The sequence below is a fragment of the Streptomyces sp. NPDC020845 genome (assembly GCF_044334165.1).
In the GTDB taxonomy this organism is placed as follows: Bacteria; Actinomycetota; Actinomycetes; order Streptomycetales; family Streptomycetaceae; genus Streptomyces.
This window is the reverse complement of sequence record NZ_JBIRSJ010000017.1, coordinates 153782-169718: the sequence shown is the minus strand read 5'-3', so window position 1 is coordinate 169718 and position 15937 is coordinate 153782. Positions and strand designations below refer to the sequence as shown.

12 protein-coding genes and 3 tRNA genes are annotated in these 15937 nt (G+C 73.3%); 9 read left to right on the top strand and 6 right to left on the bottom strand.

From position 1 onward, the window contains the following. Nucleotides 1-80 precede the first annotated feature (80 nt). Nucleotides 81-2327, bottom strand: a complete 2247-nt coding sequence (locus tag ACH4U7_RS39390) for a molybdopterin oxidoreductase family protein (protein WP_398532572.1) — start codon at nt 2325-2327, stop codon at nt 81-83. 225 nt (nt 2328-2552) lie between these two features. On the opposite strand from ACH4U7_RS39390, the gene ACH4U7_RS39385 reads away from it, so the two are divergent. From ACH4U7_RS39385 to ACH4U7_RS39365, 5 genes are all read left to right on the top strand, one after another. Further along, complete coding sequence (locus ACH4U7_RS39385; RefSeq protein ID WP_398532571.1) at nt 2553-3389, top strand: sirohydrochlorin chelatase; 837 nt, start codon at nt 2553-2555, stop codon at nt 3387-3389. Next, nucleotides 3386-4828 carry a deoxyguanosinetriphosphate triphosphohydrolase gene (locus tag ACH4U7_RS39380; protein ID WP_398532570.1) on the top strand — a complete coding sequence of 481 codons (1443 nt, stop codon included), beginning with the start codon at nt 3386-3388 and terminating at the stop codon, nt 4826-4828. The genes ACH4U7_RS39385 and ACH4U7_RS39380 overlap by 4 nt, the downstream gene beginning before the upstream one ends. A gap of 405 nt (nt 4829-5233) precedes the next feature. After that, nucleotides 5234-6514 carry an NAD(P)/FAD-dependent oxidoreductase gene (locus tag ACH4U7_RS39375; RefSeq protein ID WP_398532569.1) on the top strand — a complete coding sequence of 427 codons (1281 nt, stop codon included), beginning with the start codon at nt 5234-5236 and terminating at the stop codon, nt 6512-6514. An 87-nt stretch (nt 6515-6601) separates the two neighbouring features. Beyond that, nucleotides 6602-8608 (top strand): DNA primase, encoded by a 2007-nt coding sequence (dnaG, locus tag ACH4U7_RS39370; RefSeq protein WP_398532568.1) that lies wholly within the window; start codon nt 6602-6604, stop codon nt 8606-8608. Nucleotides 8609-8726: 118 nt separating this feature from the next. Continuing rightward, nucleotides 8727-10103 carry an RNA polymerase sigma factor gene (locus ACH4U7_RS39365; protein ID WP_398532567.1) on the top strand — a complete coding sequence of 459 codons (1377 nt, stop codon included), beginning with the start codon at nt 8727-8729 and terminating at the stop codon, nt 10101-10103. 101 nt (nt 10104-10204) lie between these two features. On the opposite strand, the gene ACH4U7_RS39360 is transcribed toward ACH4U7_RS39365, so the two are convergent. After that, entirely contained in the window at nt 10205-11695 is a 1491-nt protein-coding gene (locus tag ACH4U7_RS39360; RefSeq protein WP_398532566.1) for an FGGY family carbohydrate kinase, read from the bottom strand. A gap of 27 nt (nt 11696-11722) precedes the next feature. Further along, nucleotides 11723-11992, bottom strand: a complete 270-nt coding sequence (locus tag ACH4U7_RS39355; RefSeq protein WP_398532565.1) for a YtxH domain-containing protein — start codon at nt 11990-11992, stop codon at nt 11723-11725. A 210-nt stretch (nt 11993-12202) separates the two neighbouring features. Here ACH4U7_RS39355 and ACH4U7_RS39350 point away from each other — a divergent pair. From ACH4U7_RS39350 to ACH4U7_RS39335, 4 genes are all read left to right on the top strand, one after another. Next, nucleotides 12203-12275: transfer RNA gene (locus tag ACH4U7_RS39350), tRNA-Asn, on the top strand. Nucleotides 12276-12280: 5 nt separating this feature from the next. Further along, nucleotides 12281-12353 (top strand) — tRNA-Asn (locus tag ACH4U7_RS39345). Between the two features lie 203 nt (nt 12354-12556). Further along, nucleotides 12557-12630: transfer RNA gene (locus ACH4U7_RS39340), tRNA-Ile, on the top strand. 189 nt (nt 12631-12819) lie between these two features. After that, nucleotides 12820-13386, top strand: coding sequence for a Chromate resistance protein ChrB (locus ACH4U7_RS39335; protein ID WP_398532564.1), 567 nt, complete (start codon nt 12820-12822; stop codon nt 13384-13386). A 71-nt stretch (nt 13387-13457) separates the two neighbouring features. On the opposite strand, the gene ACH4U7_RS39330 is transcribed toward ACH4U7_RS39335, so the two are convergent. The 3 genes from ACH4U7_RS39330 to ACH4U7_RS39320 form a co-directional block, all read right to left on the bottom strand. Continuing rightward, complete coding sequence (locus tag ACH4U7_RS39330) at nt 13458-13586, bottom strand: hypothetical protein (RefSeq protein ID WP_398532563.1); 129 nt, start codon at nt 13584-13586, stop codon at nt 13458-13460. 108 nt (nt 13587-13694) lie between these two features. Next, nucleotides 13695-15101: a sensor histidine kinase gene (locus ACH4U7_RS39325; RefSeq protein WP_398532562.1), complete on the bottom strand. Its 1407-nt coding sequence runs from the start codon at nt 15099-15101 to the stop codon at nt 13695-13697. After that, a complete protein-coding gene (locus ACH4U7_RS39320) occupies nt 15098-15829 on the bottom strand; it encodes a response regulator transcription factor (RefSeq protein ID WP_398532667.1) in 732 nt (243 codons plus the stop codon). The genes ACH4U7_RS39325 and ACH4U7_RS39320 overlap by 4 nt, the downstream gene beginning before the upstream one ends. Nucleotides 15830-15937 lie beyond the last annotated feature (108 nt).

Here is a 15937-nt window from a genome sequence, read left to right as displayed (position 1 = left end):
GATCCCCGCCCCGCCCTGCCGGGAGCCCCCGGCTGCGCCTGTGGCCGACCCCGGCGGGGCGGCCCCGCCGGGGTGGGGAACTATCCCGCGGCTGGTTCCACCTGTTCCGCCCGTTCCACCCGCACCGCGCACACCTTGAACTCCGGCATCCGCGAGACCGGATCCAGCGCCGGATTCGTGAGCGCGTTGGCCCGTCCCTCGCCCGCCCAGTGGAAGGGCATGAACACCGTGTCCGGCCGGATGTCGCGGCTGATGCGGGCCGGGGCGACGGCCCGCCCGCGGCGCGAGACCACCGCGAGCCGGTCGCCCTCGGCGGCACCCAGGCGCTCGGCGAGCTGGGGGTGCAGCTGGACGAAGGGGCCGGGGGCGGCCCGGTTCAGCTCCTCGACCCGACGCGTCTGCGCGCCCGACTGGTACTGGGAGAGCACCCGGCCGGTGGTCAGGAACAGCGGATACTCCGCGTCGGGCTCCTCCGCCGCGGGGCGGTGGGACACCGGTACGAAGCGGGCCCGGCCGTCGTCGGTCGCGAAGCGGTCGAGGAAGAGGCGCGGCGTACCGGGGTGCGTACCCGGGGGCAGGCCGGGCTCGGCCGAGGCGCCCTGCGCCCCGGCCCCAGCCAGGCCCGCCCCGGCGGCCTCTGCCGCGGTCCCGGCCGAAAGGGCCGAGTCCGACTCCGCGGCCTCCGCCCCCTCCGGGCAGGGCCAGAAGACCCCGTCCTCCTCCGCGATCCGGCGGTAGGTGATGCCCGAGTAGTCCGCCACCCCGCCCGCCGACGCGCGCCGCAGCTCGTCGAAGACCTCCTCCGGGTCCGTCGGGAAGCCCTTCTCCCAGCCCAGCCGGGCGGCCAACCCGTGAAGCACCTCCAGGTCCGAGCGGACGCCGGGCGGCGGGGTGATGGCGGCGCGGCGCAGGATGACGCGGCCTTCCAGGTTGGTCGTCGTGCCCGTCTCCTCCGCCCACTGGGTCACCGGAAGGACGACGTCCGCGAGCGCGGCGGTCTCCGAGAGGACGACGTCCGCGACCGCCATGAAGTCCAGCGACCGCAATCGCGCCTCTATATGGGCCGCGCGGGGAGCGGAGACGACCGGGTTGGAGCCCATGAGCAGCAGGGCCCGTACGTCGCCGCCGAGCGCGTCCAGCAGTTCGTACGCGCTGCGCCCCGGCCCCGGCAGCGCGTCGGGGGCGACGCCCCATACGCCGGCCACATGGGCGCGGGCCGCCGGGTCGTCGAGCTTGCGGTAGCCGGGCAGCTGATCGGCCTTCTGGCCGTGTTCGCGGCCGCCCTGGCCGTTGCCCTGGCCGGTGAGGCAGCCGTAGCCGGACAGCGGGCGGCCGGCGCGGCCGGTGGCCAGGCACAGGTTGATCCAGGCGCCGACGGTGTCCGTGCCCTTCGACTGCTGCTCGGGCCCGCGCGCCGTGAGCACCATGGAGCTTTCCGCGTCGCAGAACATCCGCATCGCTTCGCGGAGTTCGGGAACCGGGACGCCGGTGATCCGCTCGACCATCTCCGGCCAGTGCGCCATCGCCGCGGCCCGCGCCTCGGGCCAGCCGTTCGTACGCCGCGCGATGAACTCCTCGTCCACCCGCCCCTCCGCGACCACCAGGTGCAGCAGACCCAGCGCGAGCGCCAGGTCCGTCCCGGGGCGCGGGGCCAGGTGCAGATCCGCCTGTTCGGCGGTCCGGGTCCGGCGCGGGTCGATGACGATCAGCTTGCCGCCGGACTCCTTCAGCTCGGTCAGATAGCGCAGCGCGGGCGGCATGGTCTCGGCCAGGTTCGAGCCGACGAGGATCACACACCCGGTGCGGGCCACGTCAGCCAGCGGGAACGGCAGCCCGCGGTCGAGGCCGAAGGCCCTGTTGTGCGCGGCGGCGGCCGAGGACATGCAGAAGCGGCCGTTGTAGTCGATCTGCGAGGTGCCGAGCACGACCCGGGCGAACTTCCCCAGCGCGTACGCCTTCTCGTTCGTCAGCCCGCCCCCGCCGAAGACCCCCACGGTGTCCCGCCCGTACGTCTGCGCCGCGCCCGCCAGCCCCTCCGCGATCCGGTCCAGGGCCTCCTCCCAGGTGGCCGGTTCGAGCCGGCCGGTGTCAGGGCGGCGGACCAGCGGCTCGGTCAGGCGCACCTGGGAGGAGAGTACGGCGGGCGCCGTACGGCCCTTGCCGCACAGCGCGCCGCGGTTCACGGGGAACGCCGTCCGCTCCACCACCGCCACGCCCCCTTCGCTCCCCGGCGCGGGGCGCAGCGCCATGCCGCACTGGAGCGAGCAGTACGGGCAGTGGGTGTCGACGGCGGGGTCGGGCGTCATGGCGCCGGTCACATGCGGCATGCGGTCAGCGTGCTACGGCCGTGTTACGTGCCGCGCCCGCTCGCGTTACGCATCGGGCAACCGGACCTCAGCGCGGGCGGGGGTGAGCGGTGAACTCGTGGCAATCACCTGTGACGGCCGCGCAACGGGGGTGCAATGTCCCGCTGCGAGGCTCTCGTCATGAAGGCGTCGTCTCGCCCCGGTCCCGCAGCCCCTTCCGGCCCTCTCGACAGTACGGCCCAGCTCATGACCCGGATCACCGCACAGCTCAGCGCGCAACTCGGCCATCTCACCGTCAGCGGCTCCCGTCCCACCGCCCCGCACCGCCCGCCCACCCTCGTCGCCGTGGCGCACGGCAGCCGTGACCCGGAGGCGCTGCGCACGGTCACCGCGCTCGTGGACCGCGTCCGCGCGCTCCGCCCCGACCTGCCCGTACGCCTCGGCCATGTCGAGCTGAACGATCCGCTGCTCGCCGACACGCTCGCCGGGCTGCGCGGCGAGGCCGTCCTCGTACCGCTCCTCCTCGGCCGCGGCCATCACATCAAACGGGACCTGCCGGACGCCGTCGCCGCCGCGCCCCACCTGTCCGTCCGTATGGCCGCCCCGCTCGGCCCGCACCCGCTGCTCGCCGAGGCCCTGCACGCGCGCCTCACCGAGGCCGGGTGGCCGTCCGGCGGGCTGTTCGGGGGGCCATCCGGCGGGCTCTCCGGGGCGGGCGTCGTCCTGGCGGCGGCGGGCTCCCGCGACCGGGACTCGGCCGCCGACACGGCCCGTACGGCGGCCCTGCTCAGCGCCCGGCTCGGCGGCGTGCCCGTACTGCCCGGCTACGCCTCCGCCGCCGCGCCCACGGTGGCCGAGGCGGTACGCGCCCTGACCGACATGGGGCGTGGCCGGCGGATCGCGGTGGCCTCGTACTTCGCCGCGCCGGGCCGCTTCGCGACCCAGTGCGCGGACGCGGCACCCGGTATCGCCTCCGGGCCGCTGGGCGACCATCCGGCCGTGGCGCGGCTCGTGGTCCACCGCTACGAACAGGCGCTCGCCTCTGCACCCATGTCACATCCGGCGGTTACCGTCGGTGTATGAGCCGCACTGGCCCCACGGCACCCGAACCATCAGCTGAGTCCGCAGAACAAGCCCGGCCCACTGCCCACCCAACCCTCCAGCCGACCGAGTCCGCAGCCTCAGCCTGGGCGAGCCCCGGCTACGAGGCGGCGGACCTCGAGCGCTGGGCGGCCGAGCCCGACAAGCGCCCGGGCCGGACCGCGTTCCAGCGGGACCGGGCGCGGGTGCTGCACTCGGCCGCGCTGCGCAGGCTGGCCGGCAAGACCCAGGTCGTACCCGCCGTCCCCGCGGCCCCCGCCGCCGACCCGGGCCCCGGCGCCGCCGCCCCCGCCTGGGACGCCACCCCGCGCACCCGGCTGACCCACTCCCTGGAGTGCGCCCAGGTGGGCCGGGAGCTCGGCGCCGCCCTCGGCTGCGACCCGGACCTGGTGGAGATGGCCTGTCTGGCCCACGACCTCGGCCATCCGCCCTTCGGGCACAACGGCGAGCAGGCGCTCAACGAGGTCGCCGAGACCTGCGGCGGCTTCGAGGGAAACGCCCAGTCGCTGCGGCTGCTCGCCCGGCTGGAACCCAAGCGGTTCGTCGCCGACCCGGACACCGGAGCCGCGGTGAGCGTGGGGCTCAACCTCACCCGCGCCGCGCTCGACGCCGCCACCAAATACCCCTGGCCGCGCGGCGGGCACCCCAGCGACCCCGGCTCGCGCAAGTTCGGGGTGTACGAGGACGACATCCCGGTCTTCGCCTGGTTCCGGCAGGGCGCGCCCGAGCACCGCACCTGCTTCGAGGCCCAGGTCATGGACTGGTCCGACGACGTGGCGTACTCGGTCCACGACGTCGAGGACGGCCTGCACGCCGGCCACCTCGACCCCGGCCTGCTGCTCGCCGAACCCGAGCGCCGCGAGGTGTTCGCGGTCGCCGCCGCCCGCTACGCCCCGGGTGCCGAGCCCGACGAACTTGCCGAGGCCCTGGACCGGCTGCTCGACCAGGAGTGGTGGCCCCACGGCTACGACGGCTCCTCCGTCGCACAGGCCCGGCTCAAGGACGCCACCAGCCAGCTCATCGGCCGCTTCTGCCTCGCCGCCGAGGGTGCCACCCGCGCCGCGTACGGCACCGGCCGCTTCACCCGCTACGGCGCCGAGCTCGTGGTCCCGCGCGAGGCGCGCCTGGAATGCGCGGTCCTGAAGGCGGTCGCCGACCGCTATGTGATGCAGCGCGCCGACCAAGAAGCGGTCCGCGCCGACCAACGAGTCATCATCGCCGAACTGGGCGAGGCACTGATCGCCCGCGCCCCGGTCGGCCTGGACCCGCAGTTCCGCGCCCTGTACGACGAAGCGGACGCCGCCGGGGACGACACGGCGCGCCTCCGCGCCATCGTCGACCAAATCGCCGCCCTCACCGACACCTCCGCCCGCTCCCTGCACGCCCGACTGGCCACCCGTGGCACGGTCCGGCGGCCATGAGCGGGGGCGTCCCGCCCGCGCCCGCCGGGCACGCGCGGCCCCGCCCGCCTCGCCCGTGCCCGCCTCGCCCGTGCCCGCCTCGCCCGTGCCCGGCGGGTGCGGGTGGGCCCACCCCGCCGTACGGCTCGGCGACGGTGGGCCGTGGCCCACGGGCGCGTGTTTAAGCTGCCGCCGCACTACGGCCGGATAACTTGGCATTTGTCACCCGGCCAACACCCAACCTGCCGACACCTGCTGACAGCCGCTGACGAACGCCGGAACTCCAGGCAGCAGCTTTCTGCCCCTTCCCGCCGCACGCGTGGTGCGGGAGGCTCGAACATCGGCTCACATGACCGGGGCTCATACGACCGGCCTTGACACGGCGTAGCCGCGCATGGGAATCGCGCGGCAGCGAGGAGGAGAGAAGTGGTCGACGCACACCAGACGTTCGTCATCGTCGGAGGGGGTCTGGCCGGGGCAAAAGCCGCGGAAACCCTCCGGGCCGAGGGATTCACCGGCCGGGTGATCCTGATCTGTGACGAGCGCGACCACCCCTATGAGCGACCGCCCCTGTCCAAGGGCTTCCTCACCGGCAGCCAGGAGCGCGACAGCGTCTTCGTGCATGAGCCCGCCTGGTATGCCCAGGCCGATATCGAGCTGCACCTCGGCCAGACCGCCGTGCAGCTCGACCGCGCCGCCAAGGCCGTTGTCCTCGGCGATCGGACCCGTATCCACTACGACCGGCTGCTGCTGGCGACCGGCGCCGAGCCGCGTCGGCTCGACATCCCCGGCACCGACCTCGTCGGCGTGCATCATCTGCGCCGTCTCGCCCACGCCGAGCGGCTGCGGTCGGTCCTGGCCGCGCTCGGCCGGGACAACGGTCAGCTGGTCATCGCGGGGGCGGGCTGGATCGGCCTGGAGGTGGCGGCGGCCGCGCGCGGGTACGGCGCCGAGGTGACGATCGTCGAGCCCGAGCCCACCCCGCTCCATCTCGTCGTCGGTCCCGAGCTCGGCACCCTCTTCGCCGATCTGCACCGGGAGCACGGCGTCCGCTTCCACTTCGGCGCCCGGCTCACCGAGATCACCGGGCAGGACGGTGTGGTGCTGGCGGCCTGCACCGACGACGGGGAGGAGCACCCCGCCCACGACGTGCTGGCCGCGATCGGCGCCGCCCCGCGCACCGCGCTCGCCGAGGCGTCCGGTCTGGAGGTGGCGGACCGCGCGGCGGGCGGCGGGATCGTGGTGGACGCCTCGCTGCGCACCAGCGACCCGGACGTCTTCGCGGCGGGCGACGTGGCCGCGGCCCCGCTCGCCTTCCCGGGCGGTATCGAGCCGCCGGGGGGCCGGGTGCGCGTCGAGCACTGGGCCAACGCGCTGAACGGCGGACCGGCCGCGGCCCGCGCCATGCTCGGGCAGGACGTGGCGTACGACCGCGTGCCCTACTTCTTCTCCGACCAGTACGACGTCGGACTGGAGTACTCCGGCTACGCGCCGCCCGGCTCGTACGACCAGGTGGTGTGCCGCGGCGACGTCGGCAAGCGGCAGTTCATCGCCTTCTGGCTGAGCGAGGGCCGCCTGCTGGCGGGGATGAACGTGAACGTGTGGGATGTCGTCGAGCCCATCCAGCGCCTCATCCGCAGTGGCGTCCGCCTCGACCCCGACGACCTGGCGAACCCGTCCGTCCCGCTGACGTCCCTGCTCCCGTAGGCGGAACCCCGTAGGCGGAACCCCGTACACCGGTTGCGCGCCCGGCTGGGCTCCGGCGATGTCGGAGCCCGGCCGTAGAATTCACGCGTGGCAGGCAGGATCAACGATGACGACGTGAAGGCGGTGCGGGACGCGGTCCCGATTGACGCCGTTGTGTCCGAGTACCTCCAGCTGCGCAATGCCGGCGGCGGCAATCTCAAGGGCCTGTGCCCCTTCCATGACGAGAAGTCCCCGTCCTTCCAGGTCAGCCCCAGCAAGGGGCTTTTCTACTGCTTCGGCTGCCAGGAGGGCGGCGACACGGTCGACTTCATCATGAAGATCGACCACCTCTCCTTCGCCGAGACCATCGAGCGGCTGGCCTCCCAGGCCGGTATCACCCTGCGCTACGAGCAGGGCAGCGCGACCCCCGGCCGGCAGCAGGGCGAGCGCACCCGCCTGGTGGAGGCCCATAAGGCGGCCGCCCAGTTCTATGTGGAGCAGCTGGACAGCCCCGAGGCGGAGATCGGCCGCAAATTCCTCGCCGAGCGCGGCTTCGACCAAGCCGCCGCCCAGCACTTCGGCGTCGGCTACAGCCCGGCCGGGTGGGACCACCTCGTCCGCTTTCTGCGCGGCCGCGGATTCACCGACAAGGAGCTGATCCTCTCCGGTCTCGCCCAGGAGAGCCGCCGTAACCCCATCGACCGCTTCCGCGGCCGTCTGATGTGGCCCATCCGCGATATCACCGGCGAGGTCGTCGGCTTCGGCGCGCGCAAGCTGCGCGACGACGACAACGGCCCGAAGTATCTGAACACCCCCGAGACGCCGCTCTACAAGAAGTCCCATGTGCTGTACGGCATCGACCTCGCCAAGAAGGAGATCGCCAAGACCAGCCGGGCCGTCGTCGTCGAGGGCTATACGGACGTCATGGCCTGCCATCTCGCCGGGGTGACCACCGCCATCGCCACCTGCGGCACGGCCTTCGGCGGCGACCACATCAAGATCCTCCGGCGGCTGCTGATGGACAACTCGAGCGCCGAGGTGGTCTTCACCTTCGACGGCGACGCGGCGGGGCAGAAGGCGGCGCTGCGGGCCTTCGAGGACGACCAGAAGTTCGCCGCCGAGACGTATATCGCGATCACGCCGGGCGGGATGGACCCGTGCGAGCTGCGTCTCGCCGAGGGTGACGGCGCCGTCAAGGAGCTGGTGGACAGCCGTACGCAGCTCTTCGAGTTCGCGATCCGGCAGATCGTCGCCCGGCACAACCTGGATACGGCGGTGGGGCGGGCCGCGGCGCTCGAGGAGGCCGCGCCGGTCGTCGCCGGGATCAAGAACAGATCGATCCAGCACGAGTCCGCGGTGCATCTCGCGGGGCTGCTCGGCATCCTCGACACCCAGTTCGTCGTCCGCCGGGTCTCACAGCTCGCCCAGTGGGCCCGCGAGCGCGGCCAGCGCGGCGGCGGCCCACAGCAGGGCGGCGCCCGCCGCGGCGGCGGCCCGGGCGGCCCCGGTGGTCCGGGCGGGCCCGGCGGAGGCTATGGCGGCCCCGGCCAAGGTGGAGGCTCCGGCCCCGGGGCCGGGCACGCCGCGGGGCCGGGGGGCGGCCCCGACGGCGGCCCGCAGCCCCCGCGCGGCCCCGCGCTGAACCTCCGCAGCCCCGCCCACCGCGTCGAGCGCGAGCTGCTGAAGCTCGCCCTCCAGCGCCCGGAGCTGGTCTCCCCGGCCTTCGACGCGTACGGGATCGACGAGTTCACCGCCCCGCCGTACGCCGCCGTGCGCCGCACCATCGAGGACGCGGGCGGGGCGGGCGCCGCCGACGGCGACTATCTGGCGCGGGTCCGCGACGCCGCCCCCGACGACACGGTGCGCGCGATGGTCACCGAGCTCGCGGTCGAGGCCCTGAACACCCGCCGCGACCCCGACGAGGTGTACGCGGGCGTCCAGTTGGTGACCGTCCGGCTGGCCGCGGTGAACCAGCGGATCGGCGAGGTCCAGGGCACTCTCCAGCGCCTCAGCGCCGGCGCGGACGCCGACCACCTCGCCGCCGTGCAGAACGAGCTGTGGGTGCTGCAGCAGTACGGGCAGTCCCTCCGCGAGAAGGGCGCCGCGGCCCTGTAGGCGGCCCCCGCGGGCGGCCGTGGCCCGGCGCTGTAACCGCCCGGTCACGGCCCGCAGCGCAAAAAGTGCTCGCACGCCCCTCGTGGCGGGCCTGTGTCGTACTCCACACTGGGTTGCGGTGCCTGAGTCCTCGGAGCGCGGCGGTGTTGGCCAGGAAGGGCCGGATTCCCCCGCAGATCCGCTCATGATGTACGGGACGGACGGTGGCGTGGCCGCCGCAGCCGTACCCGATCGTTCTGCCGCCTCAGCAGCGATCACCCTGGAGGTCGCCCCCGTGCAGACCCAGACCCTGACCGACGCGGCCCCCACGGCGACGCCGCCGCAGTCCCCCCACCCTCACGCCGACTCCAGACCGACCGCGGCACCGGCCGCGGCCTCGGCACCGGCCGCGCTGGAGGCGGTGGAGGCACTGGCGGCCGTAACAGCCGGACCGGAAGCGGAGCCGCCGGAAGCCGCGGAAGCCGCGGAACCCCCCGAGGCCGTAGAAGCCGAGGAAGCCGCCGGACCCTCAGAGCTCCCCGAGGCCGCCGAGGAGGCCCCCGAGGAGGCCCCCGAGCCGGCCGTACGCGCCGAGACCTCCAGCGGCCCCTCCTCCGACCTCTTCCGCCAGTACCTCCGCGAGATCGGCCGCATCCCGCTGCTTTCCGCCGCCGAGGAAGTGGAGCTCGCGCGCCGCGTCGAGGCGGGCCTGTTCGCCGAGGAGAAGCTGAGCAACACCCCCGACCTCGACACCCAGCTCGCCCACGACCTCGACCGGCTGGTTGTCCTGGGCCGCATGGCCAAGCGCCGCCTCATCGAGGCCAACCTCCGCCTCGTCGTCTCCGTGGCCAAGCGCTATGTCGGCAGAGGTCTGACCATGCTCGACCTGGTGCAGGAGGGCAACCTCGGGCTGATCCGCGCCGTGGAGAAGTTCGACTACGCCCGCGGGTACAAGTTCTCGACGTACGCGACCTGGTGGATCCGCCAGGCCATGTCCCGCGCCCTCGCGGACCAGGCCCGTACGATCCGGGTTCCGGTGCATGTCGTCGAGCTGATCAACCGGGTGGTGCGGGTGCAGCGCCGGATGCTCCAGGAGCGCGGCTACGAGCCCACGCCCGAGGAGGTCGCCCACCACCTCGACCTCTCCCCGGAGCGGGTGAGCGAGGTGCTGCGCCTGGCCCAGGAGCCGGTGTCGCTGCACGCGCCCGTCGGCGAGGAGGACGATGTCGCGCTCGGCGATCTGATCGAGGACGGGGATGCCGCCTCGCCGGTCGAGTCCGCGGCGTTCCTGCTGCTGCGGGAGCATCTGGAGGCCGTGCTCTCCACGCTCGGGGAGCGGGAGCGGAAGGTGGTGCAGCTGCGGTACGGGCTGGCCGACGGGCGGCCCCGGACGCTGGAGGAGATAGGGCGGATCTTCGGGGTCACGCGGGAGCGGATCCGGCAGATCGAGTCGAAGACGCTCAACAAGCTGCGGGACCACGCGTTCGCGGACCAGCTCCGCGGCTATCTGGACTGACGGCTATCCGGACTGACGGCGGGCCCGAACAGACCGCAACCCGGATACCCCGACCCGACCCGACCTGACCCGACCCGACCTGACCCAACCCGTACCGACCGCTACCCCATCTGCCCCACACCCGGGCCGGCCTCGAACGCCCCCGGGTGGGTCTGCTCGCGCACCGCGACGTACTGCTGCCGCACCGCCTGCCCCACCGCCAGCTCCTCGCCCGCCTCGAAGACCTGGCTCGCGGCCGCCGGCCACAGCGGCGGCTGGTGCGGCGAGAGGGTGCCGTGCGCGGCGCCCAGGGCCCAGGCGGCCTGCCGGGCGGCGCCCAGCGCGGCGTAGTCCGCGGGCTGGGGCACCACGACCTGGGCGTCAAGCAGCGCGGGGGCGATGGCGCGCACCGCGGGCAGGTCCGCCGCGGACCCCAGCAGGAACACCCGCCGCACCGCGACCCCGCGCCCGCGCAACACGTCCAGCGCGTCCGCGAGCCCGCACAGCATGCCCTCGAAGGCGGCGCGGGCCAGGTGCTCGGGCTTCATGCTCTCGCGCCGCAGCCCCGTCAGCGTCCCGGCGGTGTGCGGCAGATGCGGGGTGCGCTCGCCCTCGAGGTAGGGCAGCAGCACCAGCCCGTACGACCCGGGCGTGGACTTGAGCGCGAGCGCGGAGAGCCCTTCCAGATCGACGCTCAGCAGCTCCGCGGTGCCGCGCAGCGCCCGTACGGCGTTGAGCGTATGGACGACCGGCAGATGCATGCCGGTGGCGTCCGCGTACGAGGTGATGGTGCCGGAGGGGTCGACCAGCGCCTCGTGGTGGACGGAGAAGACGGAACCCGAGGCGCCCAGCGAGATCACCGCGTCGCCGATGCCGACGCCGAGGCCGAAGGCCGCCGCCATGGTCTCGCCGGTCCCGGCGGAGATCAGCAGCCCCTCGGGGGTGTGGCCCGCGGCCTCGGCGGGGCCGATGACCTGGGGCAGCCGCACCTGGTGGCCGAGCGCCAGCTCGATGAGGTCGGGGCGCCAGGAGCCGGTCGCGGCGGACCAGTAGCCGGTGCCGGAGGCCGTGCCGCGGTCGGTGGTGCGCCGCGCGGGCCGCCCCAGCAGCTGCCACACCAGCCAGTCGTGCGGCTGCATCAGCTCGGTCACCTGCCGCGCCGCGTCCGGTTCGGTGCGGGCCAGCCACCGCAGTTTGGCGACGGCCTGCGTCGCGCTCGGCACAGAGCCGACCGCCTGTGCCCATGCGGCGCGGCCGCCGAGCGAGTCGATGAGGTCGGCGGCCGCGGACTGGGCGCGCTTGTCGTTGCCCACCAGGGCGGGCCGTACGAGCCCCCCGCCCGCGTCCAGCGCGAGCAGCCCGTGCCCCTGCGCCGATACGCCGATGGCCTGGACCCCCTCCAGCAGCTTGCCCCCGGCGGCCTCGCCGAGCGACAGCAGCCAGGACTGGGGGTCCACGTCGTACGGCGAGGCGGGGGCGGCCCCTGGGGGAGTCGCGGCGTCGGCCGCGGGGTGCGGGGCGTAACCCTGCCTGATCACGGCTCCCGTATCCGTATCGCAGACGACGATCCGTGTGCTCTCGGACGAACTGTCCAACCCGGCGACTATCCCCATGGACCCAGATCATGCCACCGCGGAGGGCTAGGTGTTGCTCGTCCCCCAGTCGTCCTCCGCGCCGGCGGACTTCTCCCGCTGCCCGATCCGCTCGCGCAGCGGCTTGGTCTTCTCAAAGGCCCTGGCCGCCGCCTGCCGCCCGCCCAGCGCGGCCGTCTCGGCGGTGTTCCGGACCGCCGGATTCCGTACGAACTGCTGCGCACATGTACGCAGCTGCTCGTACCGCTCGCGGCCGGCCCGCGTGCCGAGTACGTATCCGACAGCCAGCCCCGTGATGAACGTCAGCCGGTACCGCATCGACCTGCCCTTCTGGTTGTCCCTCGCATCGGACCCTGGGGTCGTGCAGCGCCTACCCGTCCCGGCCGCAGATCACCCACGGCCGCCGTGGACACCCACGAGGTTACCGATTGGCGGAGCACCCCCCTGCTTGCGCTAATGTATGTGTCGCAGCGAGCGCACGCCGTCCGGGAGCCCCGGATGGGGTCGCGGTCGGTGCACACGGAGCAATCCCCTGTAGCTCAATTGGCAGAGCAGCCGGCTGTTAACCGGCAGGTTACTGGTTCGAGTCCAGTCGGGGGAGCTCGGTCCCCTGTAGCTCAATTGGCAGAGCATTCGGCTGTTAACCGGAGGGTTACTGGTTCGAGTCCAGTCGGGGGAGCAGCGGGAGAGGACCCCTCGGGGTCCTTTTTCATTTCCCGCCCCGTTGTGATCCCCCTGCCCGGCCGCTCAGGCCCCCGGCCCGTCATGGGCCCCGGTACGCGGGCATGGGGGTACCCATCCCCGGCCCCCCGAAGCAACAGATCGTATGAGCGGCTATGCTGCGGCAGACGGCGCACGCGGATGCGCGCGACGCGCCGTTACGGGGCGGTAGCTCAGCCGGTTAGAGCAGCGGACTCATAATCCGTCGGCCGTGGGTTCGAGTCCCACCCGCCCCACCGCGCACTACGCGGGAAGAAGCGGTTTTACCTGCGGAGACGCAGTGACGGGGGTCGCCACTGCGAGACGCCGGCCCCCGTTCACCCACTCGGATCAAGATCCAGGTGCCCTACAGGTGCCCTACAGGGGCCCTGCTGGGGCCGTGTCTGCCGGTCACACCCTCCTCGTGGCGGGGTTACGGTCGTCCCGTGGCGAGTGAGGCGGATACGCGGTGGCTGCTGGTGTCGGTGATGACAGCCGGTGCGGCGACGTCGTTGCGGATGCAGGTGTGGCGGAAGCTCAAGGGGCTGGGGGCGTTGTATCTGCAGCAGTCGGTGTGTCTGCTGCCCGACCGGCCCGCAGTGGCCGCTGCCGTGGCCGAGCTCGGTGAACGGGTGCGCGGTGACGGTGGACGGATGCGTGTGGTGCACATCGAGGTCGTCGACGAGACCGAACGGTATGGGCTCGCCGCAGACATGACGGCGGCCGTCGACCAGGAGTACGCGGAGGTGCTGGAGCGGCTGCCGGCGTTCTTCGAGGAGCTGGAGCTCGAGACCGGGCGCGGGCGAGCGATCTTCGCGGAGGTGGAGGAATCGGAGGCCGACCTGGCGCGATTCCGGGCGTGGGTGGCAAAGATCGAGGCCAGGGACTATTTCGACGCCCCGCAGGGTGACCGGGTGCGGGCCGAGCTGGGGCGGGCCTCAGCTGCGCTGGCCGCGTTCGAGGCAGCCGCATTGGCAAGTGAGGGCGCGGCGGGTGCGGAGACGTCCGCGTAAGGGGCCGCGCGGGGTATCCGGTATTCGGCATCTGGTATCCGGCTGGGAGCGGCAGTCCTGATCGGAACCGGTCACTCCTGTGGTGCGGTGGCGGCCAGGCCGGCGAGGCGGGGTACGACGGTCAGGCCGTCGTCGGTGCCGGGTCGGTGCCGGGTGAGGGTGTCCGGGCCGCTCCTGTCCCATGCGTCACATGCCCCCATGTTACGGGTGTAACATCCGTGCGGGCTGCGGGGCCGCTCCCCCCGGTCGGTCCCGCAGTCATCTGTCGTCCGGCTATCCCGAAGACGCTCGACCTCTACGCACCGTGATCAGCGTGCTCCCGCCGTTGCCCGTGTCGAACGCGGGGTCCCGCCCGCTGTTCGAGACCGCCCGGCGGCCACGGGCCGCAGGCGGACTTGGGCGTCCAGGCCGCCGCCGGGAGCGCCGTGCAGGGTGATCTCGCCGCCGGAGGCGCGGACGAGGTGGCGGACGATGGGCAGGCCGAGGCCCGTGCCGTCGTGGTGGGTGTCGGAGGCGCGCCAGAAGCGGTCGAAGGCGCGCTCGCGGTCGGCCGCGGACATCCCCGGACCTTGGTCGACGACGTGGAGTTCGGCGCCGGGGGCGCGGACCAGGGTGATGGTGGTGCCGGGCGGTGAGACGCGCAGGGCGTTGGCCACAAGGTTGTCGACGATCTGCTCCAAGGCCCCTGGAATCGCCCACACTTGGCCCACTCGTACGCCGCTGACCCTGACGGCGACATGCTGTTCGGCGGCGAGCGGTTCCCACATCGTGGCGCGCTCGGTCAGGACCGCGTCCAGGTCCACCGGCTCGGCGGTGGTCGCCGAGTTCTCGAGCCGGGCCAGCGCGAGCAGGCCCTGGACCATACGGCCGAGGCGCTCGACCTCGCCGACGGACTCCTCGAGGCTGCCGTGGGCGCGGGGGTCGAGGTAGGGCTCGAAGTTCTCCAGCCGCAGGCGCAGCGCGGTCAGCGGGGTCTTGAGCTGGTGGGAGGCTTCCGAGGCGAAGGCGTGCTGGGCGTTGAGCAGACGCTGCAGCCGGGTGGCCGTATGCGTGAACGAGGCGGCCAGGCGGCGCAGTTCGGGCGGGCCGGTGCTCGCGTCCGGCGGGTTTGCGAGGTGCCCGTCGGCGAGTTGGGCGGTGGCTGCCTCCAGTGTGCGCAAGGGGCGGGTGATCCAGCGGGCCAGGGTGAAGGCGATCAGCGCCACCGCGGCCAGGATGCAGGCGCCGGCCAGCGCGAGGGCGCCCCAGATGCGGTGGATGCGGGCGGTGACCTCGGTCATCGGGTAGGTCAGGCGCAGGGCGCCGCGGATCGTGGTGCCGGAGGAGCCGGGCATGGTGGCCGACAGGACCTCGTCCCCGGCGGCCACGGTGGGCTCGTTGCGCAGGGCGCGGGCGATATCCGGTTCGCCGGAAAGGTCCGTGCCCTTGCCGGTCTGCTTCTGGGAGTCGGCGAGGACGATGCCGGTGCGGTCGGTCACCACGACCCGCCCGCCGGTCCGGTTGGCGTAGTCACCGACCACGTCGGGCAGCGCGTCGAGGTTGCCTTTCTCGATGTTCTCCTCGGTGACCTCCGCGAGCATGGAGGCATCGCGCTCCACGGTCTGGGAGGCGCGGGAGACCTCGCCGCGGGCGTAGATGATGCCGAGCGGGATTTCCAGCCCGGCCAGTACGAGTAGGGTCAGGCCGAGGTAGCTGAACAGCAGGCGGCGGGTCATCCCGATGCCTCGGACGCCATGTCCCGGTCGGGATCGGTGAGGCGGAAGCCGACCCCGCGTGCGGTGGTGATCCACCCGGGGTCGCCCAGCTTGCGGCGCAGCGCGGCGACATGGGCGTCGAGAGTCTTGGTGGGGCCGAAGAAGTGCGGGTCCCACACCGCGTCCATGATCTGCTGCCGTGAGTGCACGGCGCCGGGGTCCTGGGCGAGATACGCGAGCAGATCGAATTCCCGTGGAGTCAGGGCTATTTCACGACCGTCGAGGCGAACGTGACGGGCTCGACGGTCGATCTCCAGCGGCCCCAGCCGCTGTGCGCCGTCTCCAGGAGCGGCGGGCGGCCCGGCGGGTTCCGGCGAGGCGATGGGCAGGGCGCCGGTGGTGCGCCGGGTGACCGCACGGATGCGGGCGACCAGCTCCCGTACGCCGAAGGGCTTGGCCAGGTAGTCGTCGGCGCCGAGTTCGAGTCCGACGATGCGATCGGCCTCCTCGCCACGCGCAGTGATCATGATGATGGGCACACCGGACTTGGCCCGCAGGCTGCGGCATACGTCCAGCCCGTCCATGTCCGGCAGGCCGAGGTCGAGCAGCACCAGGTCCGGGGCGGCCGTGGCGTCCGCCAGGCCGGCGGCGCCGGTACGGGCCCGGTCCACCGTGTAGCCGTAGCGGCCCAGCCCTTCGGTGAGCGGGCCGGCGATCCGGTCGTCGTCTTCGATCAGCAGCAGCCGCATGGCGACAGGCTCGCACAGCGGTGCCACGGGAGTTGGGGTGTTCACGAGAACCCGCCTGGGGCCTGAGAGGCATGAAGGGAGGAATGTGCCGTCCGGCCGGTCGCGTAC